The sequence below is a fragment of the Salipiger thiooxidans genome (assembly GCF_900102075.1).
Taxonomy (GTDB): domain Bacteria; phylum Pseudomonadota; class Alphaproteobacteria; order Rhodobacterales; family Rhodobacteraceae; genus Salipiger; species Salipiger thiooxidans.
In genome coordinates this window covers 23782-43459 of sequence record NZ_FNAV01000012.1, presented here as the reverse complement: position 1 = coordinate 43459, position 19678 = coordinate 23782, and the positions used below count along the sequence as shown (strand labels likewise).

Here is a 19678-nt window from a genome sequence, read left to right as displayed (position 1 = left end):
GGAAGGGGGCGCTGCCCCCTCGGCGCGTGCCGCGCCTCACCCCCGGAGTTTATCTGGCAAGATGAAGGGCGGGGGCGGTCCTGGTGGTGTCGCCTGCGCCGCGGAGGATCCTGCCGGTGATGGGGTGGTGCGTGCTGCGCGATGACGGCCTTGTGGCCGGTGGCGCGCGCCCGACACGCTTGCGGCTGCGCGGCTGCGGCGGTAAAGCGGGCGAAACTCTTGCGGACATATTCAGACAGGGGAGCCGCCCGATGTCGATCGACACCGACACCGCCGCCCGCGTGGCGAAGCTCGCCCGGATCCGGGTCGAGGACGACCAGCTTCCGGCGCTGGCACAGGAATTCTCGAACATCCTCGATTTCATCGAGCAGCTGAACGAAGTGGACGTGGAGGGCGTCGAGCCGATGGTCTCGGTCACCCCGATGCGTCTCAAGCGCCGGCAGGACGGCGTGACCGACGGCAACCAGCAGGACAAGATCCTGAGCAATGCCCCCGATGCCCGCGAGGGCTTCTTTGCCGTGCCGAAGGTGGTGGAATGACCGATCTGACCAAGATGAAAGTAGCCGAGGCGCGCGACGCGCTGCGCGCCGGTGACATGACCTCGGTCGAGCTGACCGAAGCCTGCCTCGGCGCCATCGACGCCGCCGACGCGCTCGGGGCCTTCGTGCACAAGACCCCCGAGATCGCCATGGAGCAGGCGAGGGCCGCCGATGCCCGCATCAAGGGCGGCGAGGCGCCGTCGCTCTGCGGCATCCCGATGGGCATCAAGGACCTCTTCTGCACCAGGGGCGTGCCGTCGCAGGCCGCCTCGCGCATCCTCGAGGGCTTCCGGCCCGAGTACGAATCCACCGTCACCGGCAAGCTCTTCGACGCGGGCGCAGTGATGCTCGGCAAGCTCAACATGGACGAGTTCGCCATGGGCTCGTCGAACGAGACCTCGTGCTACGGCAACGCGGTCAACCCGTGGCGCCGCGGCAACGACGACACCGCGCTGACGCCCGGCGGCTCGTCCGGCGGCTCGGCGGCGGCGGTCGCGGCGGATCTCTGCCTTGCCGCCACCGGCACCGACACCGGCGGCTCGATCCGCCAGCCCGCGGCCTTCACCGGCATCACCGGCATCAAGCCGACCTACGGGCGCTGCTCGCGCTGGGGCATCGTGGCCTTCGCCTCGTCGCTCGACCAGGCCGGCCCGATGACCAAGGACGTGCGCGACGCCGCGATCCTGCTGCAGGCGATGTGCGGTCACGATCCCAAGGATTCGACCTCGGCCGAGCTGGCGGTGCCGGATTTCGAGGCCATGCTGACCGGCGACATCCGCGGCAAGACCATCGGCATCCCGCGCGAGTACCACATGGACGGCATGCCCGACGAGATCGAGGCGCTCTGGGCCCGGGGCCGCGACATGCTGGCGGACGCGGGCGCCAGGATCGTCGACATCTCGCTGCCGCACACCAGGTACGCGCTGCCCACCTACTACGTGATCGCGCCGGCCGAGGCCTCGTCGAACCTCGCCCGCTACGACGGCGTGCGCTACGGCCACCGCGCCCGGCTCTCGCAGGGCGAGGGCATCAACGACATGTACGAGAAGACCCGCGCCGAGGGCTTCGGCGCCGAGGTCCAGCGCCGGGTCATGGTCGGCACCTACGTGCTGTCGGCGGGCTTCTACGACGCCTATTACAACCGCGCCCGCAAGGTCCGCACCCTGATCAAGAAGGACTTCGAGGACGCCTTCGCGGCCGGGGTCGACGCCATCCTCACCCCCGCCACCCCCTCGGCCGCCTTCGGGCTGGGCGAGATGCAGGACGCGGATCCGGTGCAGATGTATCTCAACGACGTTTTCACCGTCACGGTGAACCTTGCCGGGCTTCCGGGCGTTAGCGTTCCGGCGGGGCTGGACAAGCAGGGCCTGCCGCTGGGGCTGCAGCTGATCGGGCGGCCCTGGGAAGAGGGCGATCTGCTGAACACCGCCTACGCGCTCGAGCGCGCCGCGGGCTTTGTGGAAAAACCGGCGAAGTGGTGGTAGGAACGCACGGACAGGAAGGGTGACGATATCGACATGAGAACGGTTTTCCTTTGCGGAGTGGCGGCGCTGGCGCTGGCGGGATGTGCATCGAACATGCCCGACAGCGGTGCAGGGGTCGGGTTCCAGGACTACGGCGAGCAGCAGTACCGCTCGCAGCAGGAGGCTCAGAACACCCAGCTGACCGTTCAACCGCCAACCGCGGTCGAGACCAGCACCCTCGACGGCAACAGCCTCGAGACGCAGGCGGCCGCCACCGCCGCGGCGCAGAACTCGGGCGTGGCGCCGCTGCAGGCCTCACCCTCCAATGCCGCGCCGCAGATGGTCACCAACTCCGCCGGGATCTCGAACGAGAACAGCTTCGAGGCGGTCTCGGCCGAGCGCGACATCCAGGACGACGCGGCGCTGATCGCCCAGAACCGGGCGCAGTATCAGGTTGTGACGCCGACGCAGCTGCCGCCGCGCCCGGACAGCAACAGCCCCAATATCGTGGCCTACGCGCTGCAGACCACCAACCCGGTAGGCACACCGCTCTACGAGCGCTCGGGGCGCTATGACGGCAACCGCATCGGGCGCGCCTGCGGGCAGTACAACTCGTCCGACCTCGCGCAGGAAGCCTTCCTCGCGGGCGGCGGCCCGCAGCGGGACCGCAAGGGGCTCGACCCCGATGGCGACGGCTTCGCCTGCGCCTGGGACCCCGCGCCCTTCCGCGCGGCGCGCGGCGGCTGACGCCGCTCTGGCACCCCAGCGACAATTTCGGCCCGCGCCGGCTTGGCGCGGCGCCGGACATGGTCGTGCTGCACTACACCGCCATGGCCGGCGCCGAGGCGGCGCGCGACTGGCTCTGCAACCCCGTCTCCGAAGTCTCGGCCCATTACGTCATCGCGCGTGACGGCACCTGCTGGCAGCTGGTCCGCGAGGACATGCGGGCCTGGCACGCGGGCCTCGGGGCCTGGGGCAGCGTCGAGGAGGTGAATTCGCGCTCCATCGGCATCGAGATTGCCAACACCGGCAAGGAGCCCTTCCCCGAGCCCCAGATGGCGGCGCTCGAGCCGCTGCTCGCGGACATCCTCGGGCGCTGGCAGATCCCGCCCGAGCGGGTGATCGGCCATTCCGACATGGCGCCGGGGCGCAAGATCGACCCCGGCCCGCGGTTCGACTGGGCACGGCTCGCGCGGCGCGGCCTCGCGATCCGCGCCGATGCGGGCGCACCCGGCGATTTCCACACCGACGCCCGAAGCTTCGGCTACCGCTTCACCCCCGACCAGCACGACGCCCTGCTCGCCGCCTTCCGCGACCGGTTCCGGCCCGGCGCCAGCGGCCCGCTCGACCTGACCGACCGCGCCCTGATGGCGGGGCTTGCCCGCGCCTGGCCGGCGGCCTGACGAAAAGACCCGGCGGTCCGCGTGTTCGCGGCCTCGTGCCTGCCTCCGGCGGGGATATTTGGGGCCATTGGAAAACACGCCCCGTCTGAACGCCCCGTCTTCCAGTGGCCATAAATATCCCGGGGGAGTCTGCCGCAGGCAGATGGGGGCAGCGCCCCCTTTACCCCCCGCAAAGTTGCGCTACCGTCGGGCCGGAACACGCAACCGGAGGATTCCCCCATGAAGATCATCTGGCTCGGCCACGGCTCCTTCCGCTTCGAGATCGCGGATCAGGTGCTGCTCATCGACCCCTGGCTCAACGGCAACCCCATGATGCCCGAGGACCGCAAGGCAGAGGCGCTCGAGGGCGCGACGCAGATCCTCATGACCCACGGCCACTTCGACCACAGCTCCGACGTGGTGCAGATCTCGAAGGACACCGGCCTGCCGGTCTCCGGCATCTTCGAACTGATCGGCCTGCTGGAAAGCCAGGGCGCCAACGCTGGCCACGCCTTCAACAAGGGCGGCACCATCGCCTTCGGCGAGGTCAAGATCACCATGGTGCCCGCCTCGCACAGCTCGTCGATGACCGTGGACGACAAGCCCGTCTACACCGGCATGGAGACCGGCTTCATCATCGAGGGCGAGGGCCACACGATCTATTTCTCGGGCGACACCACGATCATGGCCGACATGGCGTGGATCGGCGCCTATCACAAGCCGGACATCGGCATGCTCTCGGCGGGCGGCTATTACACCATGGACATGAAGGCGGCGGCCTGGGCGGCGAAGACCTACTTCGACTTCAAGACCGTGATCCCCATGCACTACCGCACCTTCGACGCGCTCGAGCAATCCGCCGAGGCGCTGGCCGCGGGCCTGCCCGGGGTGAAGGTGATCGAGCCCGAGGTTCTCGAAGCCATCGAGATCTGACGGCGCGGCCCGCGCCCTTCGGCGGCCTATGATGGCGGGAAAACACCGCAGGACACGAGGCAGGCGGGGGGCATGACAGCACCGGCGCGGGCGCAACCGCTCAACGTGATGATCGTCGGACAGGCGGGGCGGCTGCAGTACGAGGCGCTGCTCTTCGCCCTGTCGCTCGCCCACGCGACCCCGCGCGATCAGGTGCGGCTCTTCGTGGCCGAGCCGCAGCCCGGTCCGCTCTGGTCGCAGAACCCGCGCATCCTCGATGCCGAGGTGCGGGAGCTTCTCAGCGCGCACGGCGCCATCTTCCTGCCCTTCGAGAGCCGCCACTTCGGGCAGGCCTATCCCTACGGCAACAAGATCGAGGCGCTTGCCGCCCTGCCCGAGGGCGAGCCCTTCGTGTTCTTCGACACCGACACGCTGGTGCTTGGCGATCTCGCCTCCGTGCCCTTCGATTTCGCCCGGCCCGGCGCCTCGCTCCGCCGCGAGGGCACGTGGCCACAGATCGAGCTTTACGGCCCCGGCTACACCGCGATCTGGACATCGCTCTACGACCGCTTCGGGCTCGATTTCGAAAGCTCCCTCGACACCGGCTGGCCCGAGGAGCACTGGCGCCGCTACCTCTACTTGAACGCGGGCTTCTTCTTCTACGAATGCCCCCGCCGCTTCGGGCAGCGCTTCCTCGACTACGCGCTCGAGATCCGCGACGACCCACCGCCGGAGCTGGTGTGCCAGAGCCTCGACCCGTGGCTCGACCAGATCGCGCTGCCGCTGGTGATCCACGCGTTCGGCGGCGGGCGCGACGCGCTGCCCGAGGGGCTGCTTGATGGCGCGGTCACCTGCCACTACCGCGCGCTGCCGCTGCTCTACGCCCGCGAGGCCGACGCGGTGGTGCAGCGGCTCGAGGAGATTGCCGCGCCGCACCGGGTCCGGCAGGTGCTGAAGCAGTACGTGCCGATCCGGCGCATGGTCTACCAGGGGCGCGGCGCGAAGGCGCGGGCGCTCTTCGATCGCGACGATCTGCCCCGGCGCGAACAGGCGATCCGCAACCGGCTCAAGCGCGAGGGCCTCTGGATGCGCTGAGGCGCCCGCCCCGCGCAGAGCAAGACGGCGGCACCTCGCCGGTGATCCGAAAACGCGTTCCGCGAATCTGTCAGCTCGTGATAGGTTGATATCATCATATTTTCGCCATGCGCATTCGGAGCCCAAAAAAATGACCCACGTGACCGTCCTCGTCGGCACCACCAAGGGCGCCTTCCTGCTCTCCGGCACGCCCGAGGGCGACGGCTGGTCGGTCGCGGGGCCATTCTGCGACGGCTGGCCGATCAACCACATGGGCGGCGACCCGCAGACCGGGCGGATCTGGGCGGTGGGCGGCAACGACTGGTTCGGCGCCGGGGTCTGGCGCAGCGGCGACGGCACGGACTGGACGCTGGCCAAGCTCGCCGACGGGCAGATGGACGACTGGGTGCGCAACGACCCCGACACGGCGAAGCTGCTGGGCGTCACCGCGCAGCCCCCCGCCCCTTTCACCGGGCGGCTCGACGCGCTCTGGTCGGTGCGCCACACGCCCCAGGCGCTGTACGCCGGGTCCAAGCCCGCGCGGCTCTTCCGCAGCACCGATGGCGGCGAGACCTGGGACGAGATGGCCGGGCTCGCCGATCACCCCTCGTCGGACAGCTGGCAGCCCGGGGCGGCGGGGCTCACGCTGCACAGCATCGTCACCGTGCACGACGCGCCCGAGAAGATCTGGGTGGCGATCTCGGCGGCGGGGGTCTTCGCCTCGGAGGACGGCGGCGACACATGGGAGCGCCGCAACCGCCGCTCCAACGCCCCGGCGACGCCGTCGAGCCACCCGGCGTCCGGGGACGGCATCGAGACCGGCCATTGCGTGCACAACCTCCAGCACGCGCCGGGCGACGGCGACATGCTCTACCAGCAGAACCACCACGGCGTCTTCCGCTCGCGCGATGGCGGGCGCAGCTGGGACGAGATCACCGACGGGCTGCCCTCGACCTTCGGCTTTCCCATCGGGGTGCACCCGCGCGACCCCGGGACGATCTGGACGCTGCCGCTGAACGGCGACACCGAGGGCCGCTACCCGCCCGAGGCCAGCGCCGCGGTCTGGCGCTCGCGCGATGGCGGCGAGAGCTGGCACGCCTGCCGCGACGGGCTGCCGCAGCAATCGTGTTTTTTCACCGTGTTGCGGCAGGCCATGGCCACCGACCACGCCGAGCCCGCCGGCGTCTATTTCGGCACCAACACCGGCTCGGTCTTCGCCAGTGCCGACGAGGGCGACAGCTGGCAGGAGATCGCGCGGCACCTGCCGACGGTGCTTTGCGTCGAGGTGCTGGAGCAGGCCTGAGCGGCGCCCGCCTGAGGCGATGCCGCGCGGGCGCTGGCTTCGGGATGGCGCCGTGCCTGGGGCGCTTCGGCGGGGGCTGTGAGGACGCCGGAGCCGTGTGCGCCGGTCGGGCTGCGGTGCGCGCGGCGCGTAGGGTCCACGCGCGCCCTGTCGCCACAACGCCCGCGCCAACGCCTGCTCACGGCCATGCCGCAACACCCAAGCCCCCAGCCGCCCCCCCGCGACCAAGCCGCCTGTTGTGAGCCGGGCCACAATGTCCTAACCCTTTCGGGCAGGGAATCCAGAGGGAGGACTCGATGACTCACGGCTTCGACACGTTGCAGGTTCACGCGGGCGCGCGCCCCGATCCGGCGACCGGCGCACGTCAGACCCCGATCTACCAGACCACCGCCTATGTCTTCCGCGATGCGGATCACGCCGCGGCGCTCTTCAACCTTCAGGAGGTGGGCTACATCTACTCGCGCCTCACCAACCCGACGGTGGCGGCGCTGCAGGAGCGGGTCGCGACGCTCGAGGGCGGTGCCGGGGCGGTCTGCGTCTCTTCCGGCCACGCGGCGCAGATCATGGCGCTGTTCCCGCTGATGGGCCCGGGGCTGAACATCGTCGCCTCGACGCGGCTCTACGGTGGCACGATCACCCAGTTCAGCCAGACCATCAAACGCTTCGGCTGGTCCTGCAGCTTCGTCGATTTCGACGACCCCGCCGCCATCGAGGGCGCCATCGACGAGAACACCCGCGCGATCTTCTGCGAGAGCATCGCCAACCCGGGCGGCTACGTCACCGACCTCGACGCGGTGGCAGCCATCGCCGACCGCGCCGGGCTGCCGCTCATCGTCGACAACACTTCGGCCACGCCCTACCTCTGCCGCCCCATCGAGCATGGCGCGACGCTGGTGGTGCACTCGCTGACCAAGTACATGACCGGCAACGGCACGGTGACCGGCGGCGCGGTGGTGGATTCCGGCAAGTTCGACTGGTCCGCCTCGGGCAAGTTCCCCTCGCTCGCCGATCCCGAGCCCGCCTACCACGGGCTGAAGTTCCACGAGACCTTCGGCGGGCTGGCCTTCACCTTCCATTCCATCGCCGTGGGGCTGCGTGACCTCGGGATGACGATGAACCCGCAGGGCGCCCATTACACGCTGATGGGCATCGAGACCCTGTCGCTGCGGATGCAGAAGCACGTGGAGAACGCGGTGCGCGTGGCCTCGTGGCTCGAGAACCACCCGGCGGTGGCGCAGGTGACCTACGCGGGCCTGCCCTCGTCGCCCTACAACGACCGGGTGGCGCGGATCTGTCCCAACGGCGCGGGCGGGCTGTTCACAGTGGCGCTGAAGGGCGGCTACGAGAGCTGCCTGAAATTCGTCGACGGGCTCGAGATCTTCAGCCACGTCGCCAACCTCGGCGATGCCCGGAGCCTGGTGATCCACTCGGCCTCGACCACGCACCGCCAGCTCTCCGAAGAGCAGCAGATCGCCGCCGGGGCCGCACCGAACGTGGTGCGGATCTCGATCGGGATCGAGGACCCGGACGACCTGATCGCCGACCTCGACCAGGCGCTGAAGAACGCCGGATGACCGGCCGGGCCCGGCGGCAGCGCCGGGCCCTTTGCTTTTCCGGGGATTTGCGGATCCGCGATGACGACGACGCTCAGACCCGTTCGAGCGGCAGGTGCGGCGCGGCCGGCAGCTTGACCGCGATCGCGTCGCCGGGCGTCACCGCCCCGCCACGGGTGACCACCGCCATGATCCCCGCCCGTCGCACCAGACCGCCTTCCGGCGTGCGCATCAGCACCTCCGACAGGAGCCCCGAGCGGAAACCCGAGATCTGCGCGCAGGGGTTGCGCAGGCCGGTCACCTCGACCTCGGCCTCCCCGAGCGCCAGCCGGGTCCCGCGCGGCAGTGCCAGCAGGTCGATGCCGCGGGTCGTCACGTTCTCGCCCATCTCGCCGGGGCCCACGTCGTAGCCCTTGGCATTGAGCTCGTCGAGCAGCTCGGCGGCGAGCAGGTGGACCTGCCGCAGGTTGGGCTGGGTCGGGTCCTGCGCCACCCGCGACCGGTGCTGCACGGTGACGCCGCGATGGGCGTCACCCTCGACCCCCTGCCCCGCGATCAGCACGATCCCGGGGCAGAGCTGCTTCGAGAACCGGTGCGCGGCGTCCCGCGCAACGGCCACGACTTCGGTCACTGGTCGCCTTCGCCGAGCGAGAAGACCATGGTCACCCGCGCCGCCAGCACGGTTTCGCCCGCGGCCACCGGCACCGACTTGTCGCGCGCCTCCATCATCATCATCGGCTCGGGCGCGTAGCCGCCGCCGGATTCGCTGATCGACAGCACCGGCCCAAGCGTCACGCCCGCGGCCTCGGCCAGCACCCGCGCCCGCTGCATGGCGTCGGCCACCGCGTCGCGCCGGGCTTCCTCTTCCACCGGGTCCGGGTCCTGCAGGCCGAAGCTCAGCCCCGAGAGCCGGTTGGCGCCGTCCTCGGTCACCGCGCCCAGTACGTCACCCAGCTGGGCAAGGTCGCGCACCCGCACCGTGAGCCGGTTGCTCGCCTCGTAGCCGGTGATCTCCTGCGCGCGGTCGTCACGGTAGTTGCTCCAGACCGGCTGCAGCCCGAGATCCGAGGTCTGGCGGTCGCGCGCCTCGATGCCCATGCCCTCGAGCCGGTCGAGGATGGCGCCCGCGACGCGTTTGGTCTCGGCCATGGCAGCACCGGCATCGGCATCCTGCGCGGTGACGCCAAGGGTGACCGTGGCCATGTCCGGAACCGCGGCCGCGCGGCCCTCGCCGGTGACGGTGATCTGCGGGCCCTGCTCCTGCGCAATTGCGGCAAGAGGCAGCGCCGCGGCACAGAGGACGGCGAGAACGAAACGACGCATGGAAAATACTCCTTCAAACATGCTCAATCTCAGGTAACATCGAACCTCTAGAAGAGGTCTTCAAGGCCCCGTCCCGCAGGCGCCCACTGGCTCGGCAAAGAGCCGCTACAGCCGGGCATCGGGCGTCATGGGACTCCCACAAGCACTTGAGCAGTGATAGAGATCGGCCATGGTACCGAATTTCGCGCTTTCCCTTTCGTCCGACGGAATCACCCTGCTGCGACGGGCAGTGACCGGGTGGAGCCCGGCGGGAGACGTGGCGCTCGACAGTGCGGATCTCGACGCCGAGCTGACCGCCCTGCGCGCGACCGCAGAACAGCTCTCGCCCGAAGGGGCGCAGGTGCTGCTGATCCTGCCGAACGAGCAGATCCGCTATCTCGACCTCGCCGCGCCGGGCGATCCGGCCCAGCAGGAGGCGGCGGTTCAGGCCGCCCTCGACGGCGCGACCCCCTACGCGGTGGACGAGCTGGTCTGCGACTGGTCCACGGACGGAGAGCGGCTCTTCGCCGCCGCCGTGGCGCGCGAGACGCTGGAAGAGGCGGCGGGCTTCGTGAGCGCCCACGGTTTCGTGCCGGTGGGCTTCACCGCGATGGCCCCCGACGGCGCCTTCACCGGCGCGCCCTTCTTCGGCGCCGCCCCCGGCTGGACCGGCGTCCCCCCCGACCGCCTGCCGCAGCCGGTGCGCATCGTCGCCGCAGCCCCCGTGCTGCCGTGGCGCCGCGGTGCCCAGACGGCCCCGCGCGACGCGGCGCCGGTTGCGCCCGCCCGGCCCGAGGCCGAGGCCGTCCCCGAGGTGTCTGCGGCCCCCGCCAAGCTTGCGCCCACGCCGGACGCCGCAGCGGAGACGCCCGCGCCGGAAACTGTCCCGACGGACCCCAGCGCCGAGCGTCCCGCCCCGGTTTCCGAAACCGCGCCGACGGAACGGGCCACCCGAACACCCGCGACCACCCCCGCAACCCCGCCCACGGAAAACGCCGCGGAGACCGACACCCCGGCCCCCGAGAGCCTCCCGACGGAACGCGCCGCAGCGGCCCCAACACCGCCCGCCGCACCCCACAAGCAGGATGCCGCACCGTCGTCGCCCAGGGACAACGCACCGGAGCCGGCCCTTCCGGGGGACGCCGCCGAACCCGCGCCGCTGCCCGATCCGGACCAGCGGGTGCGCTTCGCACAGGGCGTCTTCGGCCCCGGCGGCAACGCCCGCGCCGATACCACCCCTGCCGAGCCGGGCGAGACGGCCCTCACCCGACCGCTCGTCTCGGCCGCCGCCACCGGCGCCGCGCCGCGCGTCGCCGACCCCGCCGGTGCGCGCCCCGACCCGGCGCCCAGCTTCAGCACCATGCGCGCCACCCGCGACATCCCCGAGGCGCCCGCCGCCCCGGTGCCGCAGGCCGCCGCGCCCGCCGGTGCCCCCGCTCCGAAGCTGCGCCCGTCGCCGCCGCCGGAGCCCGCCGCCGATCCCACGCCCGCCCCGCGCAAGAAACCCGCAGCCCCGAAGCGTGCACGCAACGGCGCCAAGGCCGCCGCCGCCAGCGCCCCCCGGCCCCAGCCCGCACCGCCGCCAGTCCCCCAGCCCGCGCCCGAGACCGCGGCAGAGCCCCGTGACGGCCTGCGCGTCGCCGCCCTGCGCCGCTCGCGCAACGAGGATCCCGGCCCCCCCGTCACCGCCTCCGCGGCCGGCACCGCGGCCATCGACCCGGACGAGGAACGCCGCCGCATGACGGTGTTCGGCGCCCGCCGCGACGAGCAGATCGGCGGCAAGCCGCGCTTCCTCGGGCTGATGCTGACCGTGGTGCTGCTGCTCTTCCTCGCCGCCGTCGCCGCCTGGGCCTCGGTCTTCCTCGAGGACGGCATCTCGCGCTTCTTCCGTCCCGACGAGCCCGCCGCCGCGGCGATCGCCACCTCCGAGGCGCCCGATGACGCGGCGCTCGGCGACGGCGTCGCCATCGCCGACGAGCCGGAAGCCGCCGCCGATGCCGCCGAAACCCTGGCCGACGAAGGGATGGACGTCGCGGCTCTGCTGCCGCCCGACGGGGACGCCGCCCCGGTCCCGACCCAGCCGCTCCCCGCCGAACCCACTGGCCAGAGCCCGAGCGCCGACGAGGCCGCCGCGCGCTACGCCGCCACCGGCATCTGGGAGCGCGCGCCCTCCGCGCCGCACCACCCGCAGACCGATTCCGTCGACGACCTCTACATCGCCTCGGTCGATCCCAAGGTCGGCCAGTACGACGCGGTGGCGCTGCCGCCCGCGGGCACCCTGAACGACGACGTGGCGCTCGAGCCGGTGCGCCTGCCGCCTGGACCGGACGTGCGCTTCGACCTCGACGAGAACGGGCTGGTGCGTGCCACCCCCGAGGGCGCGATCTCGCCCGACGGTATCCGGGTCTTCACCGGCCCGCCGCCGCAGATCCCGCCGCAGCGCAGCCCCGCCGGGCCGGCAGACGAAGCCGCCCCCATCGCCCCCACAGCGCGGCCCGAGGCTCCCGCGTCCGGCGGCGAAGAGACCGGCAGCGAAGAGACCGGCGCGGCCACGAGTGACGCCGCGTCCACCGACACCGCAAGCGCCGAGCCAGGGAACCCGCTCGCCCAGAGCCGCCCGCAGCCCCGTCCCGGCGATCTCGTCGAACAGGCCGAGCGCGCCACGCTGGGCGGCAACTCGTTTGCGGAACTGGCCGGAAAGCGCCCGATCGAACGCCCGGCTGCGATCAGCGAAGCGGCCCAGCAGCAGGCCGAGGCGGCGATGGCAGAGGCCATCGCCCAGCAGGTCGCCGCCACCGTCGATACCCCGCCAGAACCGGAAGCAGAACCCGAAGCCGAGGCAGACGAGATCGTCGCCGAAGTGCCGGTCGGCACACGGCTCGCGGTGGCAAGCTCGATCCAGCCGAAGAACCGGCCGCGCGACATCGACACCATCGTCAAGCGCACCGAATCCGAGCCGGTGCGGACCGCTTCTGCCGCCACAGTGCGCGCCCAGCCCGCCGCGCCGCGGATCCCGCAGAACAGCAGCGTCGCGGGCGCCGCCACGGTCAAGAACCAGATCAACCTGCGCCAGATCAACTTGATCGGCGTCTTCGGCACCCCCTCGAGCCGCCGCGCGCTGGTGCGGCTGTCGAACGGGCGGCTGCAGAACGTGAAGGTGGGCGACCGTCTGGACGGCGGCCGCGTCGCGGCCATCGGCGATACGGAACTCCAGCTCAACAAGAACGGCCGGAACGTGGTGCTGCGGATGCCGAACGGCTGACCGGCCCATCCCTCGGGACGTCCCGTCCCTTCATCTTGCCAGATAAACTCCCGCCGGAGGCGTCCCGACGCCCCCGCCCGCGCGAGATCGGAGAACAGGGCGCCCCCCTCACCACCGCACAGGGCCACCACACGGGCGCGGCCAGTCCCCGTGGCCGATAACATCAGGAAACCTCGCCTGACCGCTCAGGCAGACGCACCAAGCGCCCGAACCAGCCCAACGCCCCACCAATCCGCGGAAACCACAGCCTGCGCCCCGGCCGCGGCCCCCCACCTCAGAACGGGACGTCGGTCTCGGCGTGCACGAACCGGGCCACCACCTTCTTGGTGCCGGCCTTCTCGAAGGCGATCTCGAGCTTGTCGCCCTCGATGCCGATGATCTCGCCGTAGCCGAACTTCTGGTGGAACACCCGCTGGCCCATCTCGAAGGCCGAGACCGCCTGCAGGTCGATGATGGTGTTGCGGCTCTCGCGCGGCTGGCTCACCGGGCGCTGGGTCGAACGCTCCTGCAGGCGCTTCCAGCCCGGAGAGTTGTAGACATTGGCCTCGGCGGCGCGGGTCTCGAGCCCCGAGCCGGTGCCATAGGCCGCCGCGGCACCGTAGCCGCCGCCGTAGAGACCCGGCGGCGTCAGCACCTCGACATGTTCCTCGGGCAGTTCGTCGATGAAGCGCGAGGGCAGCGCCGACTGCCACTGACCGAACACCCGCCGGTTGCCGGCAAAGGAAATTGTGCAAAGCTCTTCGGCCCGGGTGATCCCCACGTAGGCGAGGCGCCGCTCTTCCTCGAGCCCCTTCACCCCGCTCTCGTCCATGCTGCGCTGCGAGGGGAACAGGCCGTCCTCCCAGCCGGGCAGGAACACGGCGGGAAACTCGAGCCCCTTGGCCGCGTGCAGGGTCATGATCGAGACCTTGGCGCCGGCCTCCTCGCTCTCGTTGTCCATGATCAGCGCGACGTGCTCGAGAAACCCCTGCAGGTTCTCGAACTGCTCGAGCGCCTTCACGAGTTCCTTGAGGTTCTCGAGCCGCCCCGGCGCCTCGGGCGTCTTGTCGGCCTGCCACATGGCGGTGTAGCCGCTTTCGTCGAGGATCATCTCGGCAAGCTCCATGTGGGTCACCCGCGGGCGGCCGCGCCGGGTGCCGCCGACCACGAAGGCGGGCTCGTCGTCGATCACGTCGGTCGGATCGTCGCCGTCGATCTCGCCCGGGCGCAGCACCGGCCCGAGCATGGTCTCGCGCCAGCGCGCGAGGTTCTCGCACAGGAGCCGCAGCTGGCCCCCGCCCTTGCCCTTGATGCGCTCTTCCTCGACCGCGATGCGGGCGCCCTCGATGAGGCTCACGCCGAATTCGCGGGCGGTGTGCTGGATCACCTGCTGGGCCTTGTCGCCGAGCCCGCGCTTGGGGGTATTGACGATGCGCTCGAAGGCAAGGTCGTCGTCGGGCGAGACCACCAGCCGGAAATAGGCCATGGCATCGCGGATCTCGAGCCGTTCGTAGAAGCGCGGCCCGCCGATCACCCGGTAGGGCAGCCCGATGGTCAGGAAGCGGTCCTCGAAGGCGCGCATCTGGTGCGAGGCCCGGACGAGGATCGCCATGTCGTCGAGCGAATGCGGCCGGATGCCGCGCGTGCCCTTCTGCAGCGCCTCGATCTCCTCGCCGATCCAGCGCGCCTCTTCCTCGCCGTCCCAGTGGCCGATCAGACGGACCTTCTCGCCGCCATCGGCCGCCGTCCAGAGCTCCTTGCCGAGCCGCCCCTCGTTGCCGCGGATCACGCCGGAGGCGGCGGCGAGGATATGCGCGGTCGAGCGGTAGTTCTGTTCCAGCCGCACCACGTGGGCGCCGGGGAAATCCTTTTCGAAGCGCAGGATGTTGCCGACCTCGGCGCCGCGCCAGCCGTAGATCGACTGGTCGTCGTCGCCGACGCAGCAGATGTTCTTGTGCGCCCCCGCCAGCAGCCGCAGCCACAGGTACTGGGCGACGTTGGTGTCCTGGTACTCGTCCACGAGGATGTAGCGGAACCAGCGCTGGTACTGTTCGAGCACGTCCTGGTGGGTCTGGAAGATCGTCACCATGTGCAGCAGCAGGTCACCGAAATCGCAGGCGTTCAGCTCGCGCAGGCGGGTCTGGTACTGCTCGTAAAGCTCGGTGCCGCGGTTGTTGAACGCCGAGGCCTCGGAGGCGGGCACCTTGGTCGGAACCCAGGCCCGGTTCTTCCAGTGGTCGATCAGCCCCGAGAGCTGGCGGGCAGGCCAGCGCTTCTCGTCGATGTTGTTGGCGGCGATGAGCTGTTTCAGCAGCCGGATCTGGTCGTCGGTGTCGAGGATGGTGAAGTTCGACTTCAGCCCCACCAGCTCGGCATGGCGGCGCAGCAGCTTGACGCAGATCGAGTGGAAGGTGCCGAGCCACGGCATGCCCTCGATCTGCTGCCCGAGCAGGCGGCCCACCCGCTCCTTCATCTCGCGCGCGGCCTTGTTGGTGAAGGTCACCGACAGGATCTCGTTCGGGCGCGCCTTGCCGCTCACCAGCAGGTGCACGATGCGGCTGGTCAGCGCCTTGGTCTTGCCGGTCCCCGCCCCCGCGAGCATCAGCACCGGCCCGTCGAGCCGTTCGACCGCCTCGCGCTGCGCCGGGTTCAGGTCGTCAAGATAAGGCGCGGGGCGCGCCGCCATGGCGCGCGCCGACAGCGAGGCGCCTTCGAAGGCGTCCATGTCATCGAAACTGCTCATGCCGGGAAATCTAGCGCATGCGCGGCGGCGACAAAAGGTGCGTTCCGCATTTGTTCGTAAAATTGACCGCCGCGGGTGAAATTCAGTTCACGTATTATTAACGCAACCGAGGCGTGTGTCCGTGGTACCCTGTTATCATTATCGGAAGGCGCCTCGTGCTCCCCGAAAAATACCTTTTCAAGTGCGGCGGCATGGTCGGTCACGGCCCCGGCCGCCGCACGCAAGGAAACGACTGCGGGTGCGCCCACTCACGCCCCTCCCGAAGGTGCGACCGGGTTTGCGATCACACGTGGATGATTGAGATCATCGCGACCTTCAGGACGAGGCTGCAGGACGAGATTTTCCTGTCTGCGCGCCCTGCGCCGGCCGACGGAGCGCGCTAGGCCGTCAACGGCAGGTCGGGTGACGACACCCGGTCCGGGACCTCCGGTCAACGGCGTTCCATGCGGGCGGCCCCGGACCTTTTTCATCCCCGGCGAACCTTTGGCGCCGGGCACCGCGGGCGGCGTCGTTGCCTCCTCCCCCGACGATGCGGCGGGCCCCGGTGAAACCGCAGCGTCCCCGCGCCCTCCGCGGGGGCGCTGCCTCCTTCCGAACCGCGATTCTGCAAAGCGTTCGGCTAAATTCGCTAACTTTGCAAAGCCATCTTGCGCTGCATCGCGGCATCGCGTTCACTCTCCGCCACGGTCGGAGAGAGGCCGTTGAAGGAGGAATACCAGCGATGCCCGAGTTCCAGAAAATTCTGGTCGCGAACCGCGGAGAGATTGCCATCCGCATCATGCGAGCGGCCAACGAGATGGGGAAGAAGACGGTCGCCGTCTTCGCCGAAGAGGACAAGCTCGGGCTGCATCGCTTCAAGGCCGACGAGGCCTATCGCATCGGCGAGGGGCTGGGCCCCGTGGCGGCCTACCTGTCGATCCCCGAGATCATCCGCGTGGCCAAGGAATCGGGCGCCGACGCCATCCACCCGGGCTACGGGCTGCTCTCCGAGAACCCCGAGTTCGTGGATGCCTGCGACGCTGCCGGGATCACCTTCATCGGACCCAGGGCCGAGACCATGCGTGCGCTCGGCGACAAGGCCAGCGCCCGCAAGGTGGCCGTCGCCGCCGGCGTCCCGGTCATCCCCGCCACCGAGGTGCTGGGCGACGACTTCGACGCCATCGCGAAGGAGGCCGAAGAGATCTGCTACCCGCTGATGCTCAAGGCGTCCTGGGGCGGCGGCGGGCGCGGCATGCGCCCGATCAACAACGCCAAGGAGCTCAAGGAGAAGGTGCTCGAGGGCCGCCGCGAGGCCGAGGCGGCCTTCGGCAACGGCGAGGGCTATCTCGAGAAGATGATCATCCGCGCCCGCCACGTCGAGGTGCAGATCCTCGGCGACAAGCAGGGCAACATCTACCACCTCTACGAGCGCGACTGCTCGGTGCAGCGCCGCAACCAGAAGGTCGTCGAGCGCGCGCCCGCGCCGTATCTCTCGGAAGCGCAGCGCGAGGAGCTCTGCGAGCTCGGCCGCAAGATCTGTGCCCACGTGAACTACGAATGCGCCGGCACCGTCGAGTTCCTGATGGATATGGAGACGGGCAAGTTCTACTTCATCGAGGTGAACCCGCGCGTGCAGGTCGAGCACACCGTGACCGAAGAGGTCACCGGCATCGACATCGTGCAGGCCCAGATCATGATCGCCGAGGGCAAAAGCCTCGCCGAGGCCACCGGCAAGGCCTCGCAATACGACATCCGGCTCACCGGCCACGCGCTGCAGACCCGGATCACCACCGAGGATCCGACCAACAACTTCATCCCCGACTACGGCCGGCTCACCGCCTACCGCTCGGCCACCGGCATGGGCATCCGCCTCGACGGCGGCACCGCCTACGCCGGCGGGGTGATCACCCGCTATTACGACTCGCTGCTGGTGAAGGTCACCGCCAAGGCGCCGACCCCCGAGCAGGCGATCCGCCGGATGGACCGCGCGCTGCGCGAATTCCGCATCCGGGGCGTGAGCACGAACATCGACTTCGTGATCAACCTGCTGAAGCACCCGACCTTCCTCAACAACCAGTACACCACCAAGTTCATCGACACGACGCCCGAGCTCTTCGACTTCAAGAAGCGCCGGGACCGGGGCACCAAGGTGCTGACCTACATCGCCGACATCACGGTGAACGGTCACCCCGAGGTCGCCGGGCGCCCCAAGCCGCCCGCCGATCTCAAGCCCGCCAAGCCCCCCGCCCCGCGCACCGAGACGCCACCGCCGGGCACCCGCACCCTGCTCGAGGAGAAGGGCGCGCAGGCGGTCGCCGACTGGATGTCCGAGCAGACGCAGCTGCTGATCACCGACACCACCATGCGCGACGGTCACCAGTCGCTGCTGGCCACCCGCATGCGCTCGCTCGACATGATCAAGGTGGCGCCGGCCTATGCGGCGAACCTGTCGAACCTGTTCTCGGTCGAGTGCTGGGGCGGCGCCACCTTCGACGTGGCCTACCGTTTCCTGCAGGAATGCCCGTGGCAGCGCCTGCGCGACATCCGCGCCAAGATGCCCAACGTGATGACGCAGATGCTGCTGCGCGCCTCCAACGGCGTGGGCTACACCAACTATCCCGACAACGTGGTCGAGAGCTTCGTGAAGCAGGCGGCGGACTCGGGCGTCGACGTGTTCCGCGTCTTCGACTCGCTGAACTGGGTCGAGAACATGCGCGTCGCCATGGACGCGGTGATCGAGAGCGGCAAGATCTGCGAGGGCACAGTCTGCTACACCGGTGACATCCTCGACCCGGCGCGCGCCAAGTACGACCTCAAGTACTACGTCGCCATGGGCAAGGAGCTGAAGGCCGCGGGCGCCCACGTGCTGGGACTCAAGGACATGGCGGGGCTGCTGAAGCCCTCCGCCGCCGGCGCGCTGATCAAGGCGCTGAAGGAAGAGGTCGGCCTGCCGATCCACTTCCACACCCACGACACCAGCGGCGCTGCCATCGCCACCATCATGGAGGCCTCGAAGGCGGGCGTCGACGCGGTGGACGCGGCCATGGACGCGCTCTCGGGCAACACCTCGCAGCCGACGCTGGGCTCCATCGTCGAGGCGCTGCGCCACACCGACCGCGACACCGGGCTCGACGTGGACGTGATCCGCGAGGTCTCGAACTACTGGGAAGCGGTGCGCGGCCAGTACGCGGCGTTCGAAAGCGGCATGCAGGCGCCGGCCTCCGAGGTCTACCTGCACGAGATGCCGGGCGGACAGTTCACCAACCTCAAGGCGCAGGCGCGCTCGCTGGGGCTGGAAGAGCGCTGGCACGAGGTCGCCAAGACCTATGCCGACGTGAACATGATGTTCGGCGACATCGTGAAGGTGACGCCCTCGTCCAAGGTGGTGGGCGACATGGCGCTGATGATGGTGAGCCAGGGGCTGACCCGGGCGCAGGTCGAGGATCCGAAGACCGAGGTCAGCTTCCCCGATTCGGTGGTCGACATGATGCGGGGCAACCTCGGCCAGCCGCCGGGGGGCTTCCCGAAGGGCATCGTGAAGAAGGTGCTGAAATCCGAGAAGCCCAACACCGAACGCCCGGGCAAGCACCTGCCCCCGGCGAATTTCGATGCGCTGCGGGCGGAGCTTGCGGCGAAGTTCGAGGACATCGAGTTCGACGACGAGGACTTCAACGGCTACCTCATGTACCCCAAGGTCTTCACCGACTACGTGGCGCGGCACGAGGAATACGGCCCCGTCCGCACCCTGCCCACGCTGACCTACTTCTACGGCATGGCGCCCGGCGACGAGATCACCGCCGAGATCGATCCGGGCAAGACGCTCGAGATCCGGCTGATCACCGTGGGCGAGACCCAGGACGATGGCGAGGTGCGGGTGTTCTTCGAGCTGAACGGCCAGCCGCGCGCGGTGCGCGTGCCGGACCGGAAGGCGAAGGCCACCACCGCCGCCCGGCCCAAGGCCGAGACCGGCAACCCCTCGCATATCGGGGCGCCGATGCCGGGCGTCGTGGCCTCGGTCGCGGTGTCGGTGGGGCAGAAGGTCAAGACCGGCGACCTGCTTCTGACCATCGAGGCGATGAAGATGGAGACCGGCCTGCACGCCGAGCGCGACGCCACGGTGACGGCGGTGCACGTCGTCCCCGGCGGCCAGATCGACGCCAAGGACCTGCTCATCGAGCTGGAATGAG

13 protein-coding genes are annotated in these 19678 nt (G+C 70.0%); 10 read left to right on the top strand and 3 right to left on the bottom strand.

Annotated features, from left to right (window positions below; genetic code table 11):
* Window positions 1–251 precede the first annotated feature (251 nt).
* The 8 genes from gatC to BLQ77_RS17995 all read left to right on the top strand — a co-directional run bounded on the left by gatC (window position 252) and on the right by BLQ77_RS17995 (window position 8247).
* Window positions 252–539 carry an Asp-tRNA(Asn)/Glu-tRNA(Gln) amidotransferase subunit GatC gene (gene gatC, locus BLQ77_RS18030; protein ID WP_008886296.1) on the top strand — a complete coding sequence of 96 codons (288 nt, stop codon included), beginning with the start codon at window positions 252–254 and terminating at the stop codon, window positions 537–539.
* A complete protein-coding gene (gatA, locus tag BLQ77_RS18025) occupies window positions 536–2023 on the top strand; it encodes an Asp-tRNA(Asn)/Glu-tRNA(Gln) amidotransferase subunit GatA (protein ID WP_089961740.1) in 1488 nt (495 codons plus the stop codon). The genes gatC and gatA overlap by 4 nt, the downstream gene beginning before the upstream one ends.
* 33 nt (window positions 2024–2056) lie before the next feature.
* Window positions 2057–2749 carry a hypothetical protein gene (locus BLQ77_RS18020; protein ID WP_089961737.1) on the top strand — a complete coding sequence of 231 codons (693 nt, stop codon included), beginning with the start codon at window positions 2057–2059 and terminating at the stop codon, window positions 2747–2749.
* Window positions 2710–3405, top strand: coding sequence for an N-acetylmuramoyl-L-alanine amidase (locus BLQ77_RS18015; protein WP_089961734.1), 696 nt, complete (start codon window positions 2710–2712; stop codon window positions 3403–3405). The genes BLQ77_RS18020 and BLQ77_RS18015 overlap by 40 nt, the downstream gene beginning before the upstream one ends.
* A gap of 219 nt (window positions 3406–3624) precedes the next feature.
* Entirely contained in the window at window positions 3625–4317 is a 693-nt protein-coding gene (locus BLQ77_RS18010; protein ID WP_089961730.1) for a metal-dependent hydrolase, read from the top strand.
* Between the two features lie 72 nt (window positions 4318–4389).
* Window positions 4390–5391 carry a GT-B fold glycosyltransferase domain-containing protein gene (locus BLQ77_RS18005; protein WP_089961728.1) on the top strand — a complete coding sequence of 334 codons (1002 nt, stop codon included), beginning with the start codon at window positions 4390–4392 and terminating at the stop codon, window positions 5389–5391.
* Window positions 5392–5521: 130 nt separating this feature from the next.
* Window positions 5522–6673 carry a WD40/YVTN/BNR-like repeat-containing protein gene (locus tag BLQ77_RS18000; RefSeq protein WP_089961726.1) on the top strand — a complete coding sequence of 384 codons (1152 nt, stop codon included), beginning with the start codon at window positions 5522–5524 and terminating at the stop codon, window positions 6671–6673.
* Window positions 6674–6969: 296 nt separating this feature from the next.
* Window positions 6970–8247, top strand: coding sequence for an O-acetylhomoserine aminocarboxypropyltransferase/cysteine synthase family protein (locus BLQ77_RS17995; RefSeq protein WP_089961724.1), 1278 nt, complete (start codon window positions 6970–6972; stop codon window positions 8245–8247).
* A gap of 73 nt (window positions 8248–8320) precedes the next feature.
* Here BLQ77_RS17995 and BLQ77_RS17990 read toward each other — a convergent pair whose 3' ends face one another.
* Both BLQ77_RS17990 and BLQ77_RS17985 read right to left on the bottom strand, forming a co-directional pair.
* Window positions 8321–8857, bottom strand: a complete 537-nt coding sequence (locus BLQ77_RS17990; protein ID WP_089961722.1) for an MOSC domain-containing protein — start codon at window positions 8855–8857, stop codon at window positions 8321–8323.
* The gene (locus tag BLQ77_RS17985; RefSeq protein WP_165617146.1) at window positions 8854–9549 is read right to left on the bottom strand and encodes an SIMPL domain-containing protein; all 696 of its coding nucleotides are present in this window, start codon (window positions 9547–9549) and stop codon (window positions 8854–8856) included. Before BLQ77_RS17985 ends, BLQ77_RS17990 begins: the two co-directional genes overlap by 4 nt.
* A gap of 169 nt (window positions 9550–9718) precedes the next feature.
* Between BLQ77_RS17985 and BLQ77_RS17980 the strand changes: the two genes are divergently transcribed.
* The gene (locus BLQ77_RS17980) at window positions 9719–12790 is read left to right on the top strand and encodes a hypothetical protein (RefSeq protein ID WP_131822036.1); all 3072 of its coding nucleotides are present in this window, start codon (window positions 9719–9721) and stop codon (window positions 12788–12790) included.
* Between the two features lie 274 nt (window positions 12791–13064).
* Here BLQ77_RS17980 and BLQ77_RS17975 read toward each other — a convergent pair whose 3' ends face one another.
* Entirely contained in the window at window positions 13065–15512 is a 2448-nt protein-coding gene (locus BLQ77_RS17975; protein ID WP_008886258.1) for an ATP-dependent helicase, read from the bottom strand.
* A gap of 721 nt (window positions 15513–16233) precedes the next feature.
* Here BLQ77_RS17975 and BLQ77_RS17970 point away from each other — a divergent pair.
* The gene (locus BLQ77_RS17970; RefSeq protein WP_089961715.1) at window positions 16234–19677 is read left to right on the top strand and encodes a pyruvate carboxylase; all 3444 of its coding nucleotides are present in this window, start codon (window positions 16234–16236) and stop codon (window positions 19675–19677) included.
* Window position 19678: the final 1 nt, after the last annotated feature.

Excerpts from the sequence above, each read along its gene's own strand:
- BLQ77_RS17995 (WP_089961724.1), top strand. The coding sequence starts at position 6,970 with ATGACTCACGGCTTCGACACGTTGCAGGTTCACGCGGGCGCGCGCCCC.
- gatC (WP_008886296.1), top strand. The coding sequence starts at position 252 with ATGTCGATCGACACCGACACCGCCGCCCGCGTGGCGAAGCTCGCCCGG.
- BLQ77_RS18010 (WP_089961730.1), top strand. The coding sequence starts at position 3,625 with ATGAAGATCATCTGGCTCGGCCACGGCTCCTTCCGCTTCGAGATCGCG.
- gatA (WP_089961740.1), top strand. The coding sequence starts at position 536 with ATGACCGATCTGACCAAGATGAAAGTAGCCGAGGCGCGCGACGCGCTG.
- BLQ77_RS18005 (WP_089961728.1), top strand. The coding sequence starts at position 4,390 with ATGACAGCACCGGCGCGGGCGCAACCGCTCAACGTGATGATCGTCGGA.
- BLQ77_RS17975 (WP_008886258.1), bottom strand. The coding sequence starts at position 15,512 with ATGAGCAGTTTCGATGACATGGACGCCTTCGAAGGCGCCTCGCTGTCG.
- BLQ77_RS18000 (WP_089961726.1), top strand. The coding sequence starts at position 5,522 with ATGACCCACGTGACCGTCCTCGTCGGCACCACCAAGGGCGCCTTCCTG.
- BLQ77_RS17970 (WP_089961715.1), top strand. The coding sequence starts at position 16,234 with ATGCCCGAGTTCCAGAAAATTCTGGTCGCGAACCGCGGAGAGATTGCC.
- BLQ77_RS17985 (WP_165617146.1), bottom strand. The coding sequence starts at position 9,549 with ATGCGTCGTTTCGTTCTCGCCGTCCTCTGTGCCGCGGCGCTGCCTCTT.
- BLQ77_RS18020 (WP_089961737.1), top strand. The coding sequence starts at position 2,057 with ATGAGAACGGTTTTCCTTTGCGGAGTGGCGGCGCTGGCGCTGGCGGGA.
- BLQ77_RS17980 (WP_131822036.1), top strand. The coding sequence starts at position 9,719 with ATGGTACCGAATTTCGCGCTTTCCCTTTCGTCCGACGGAATCACCCTG.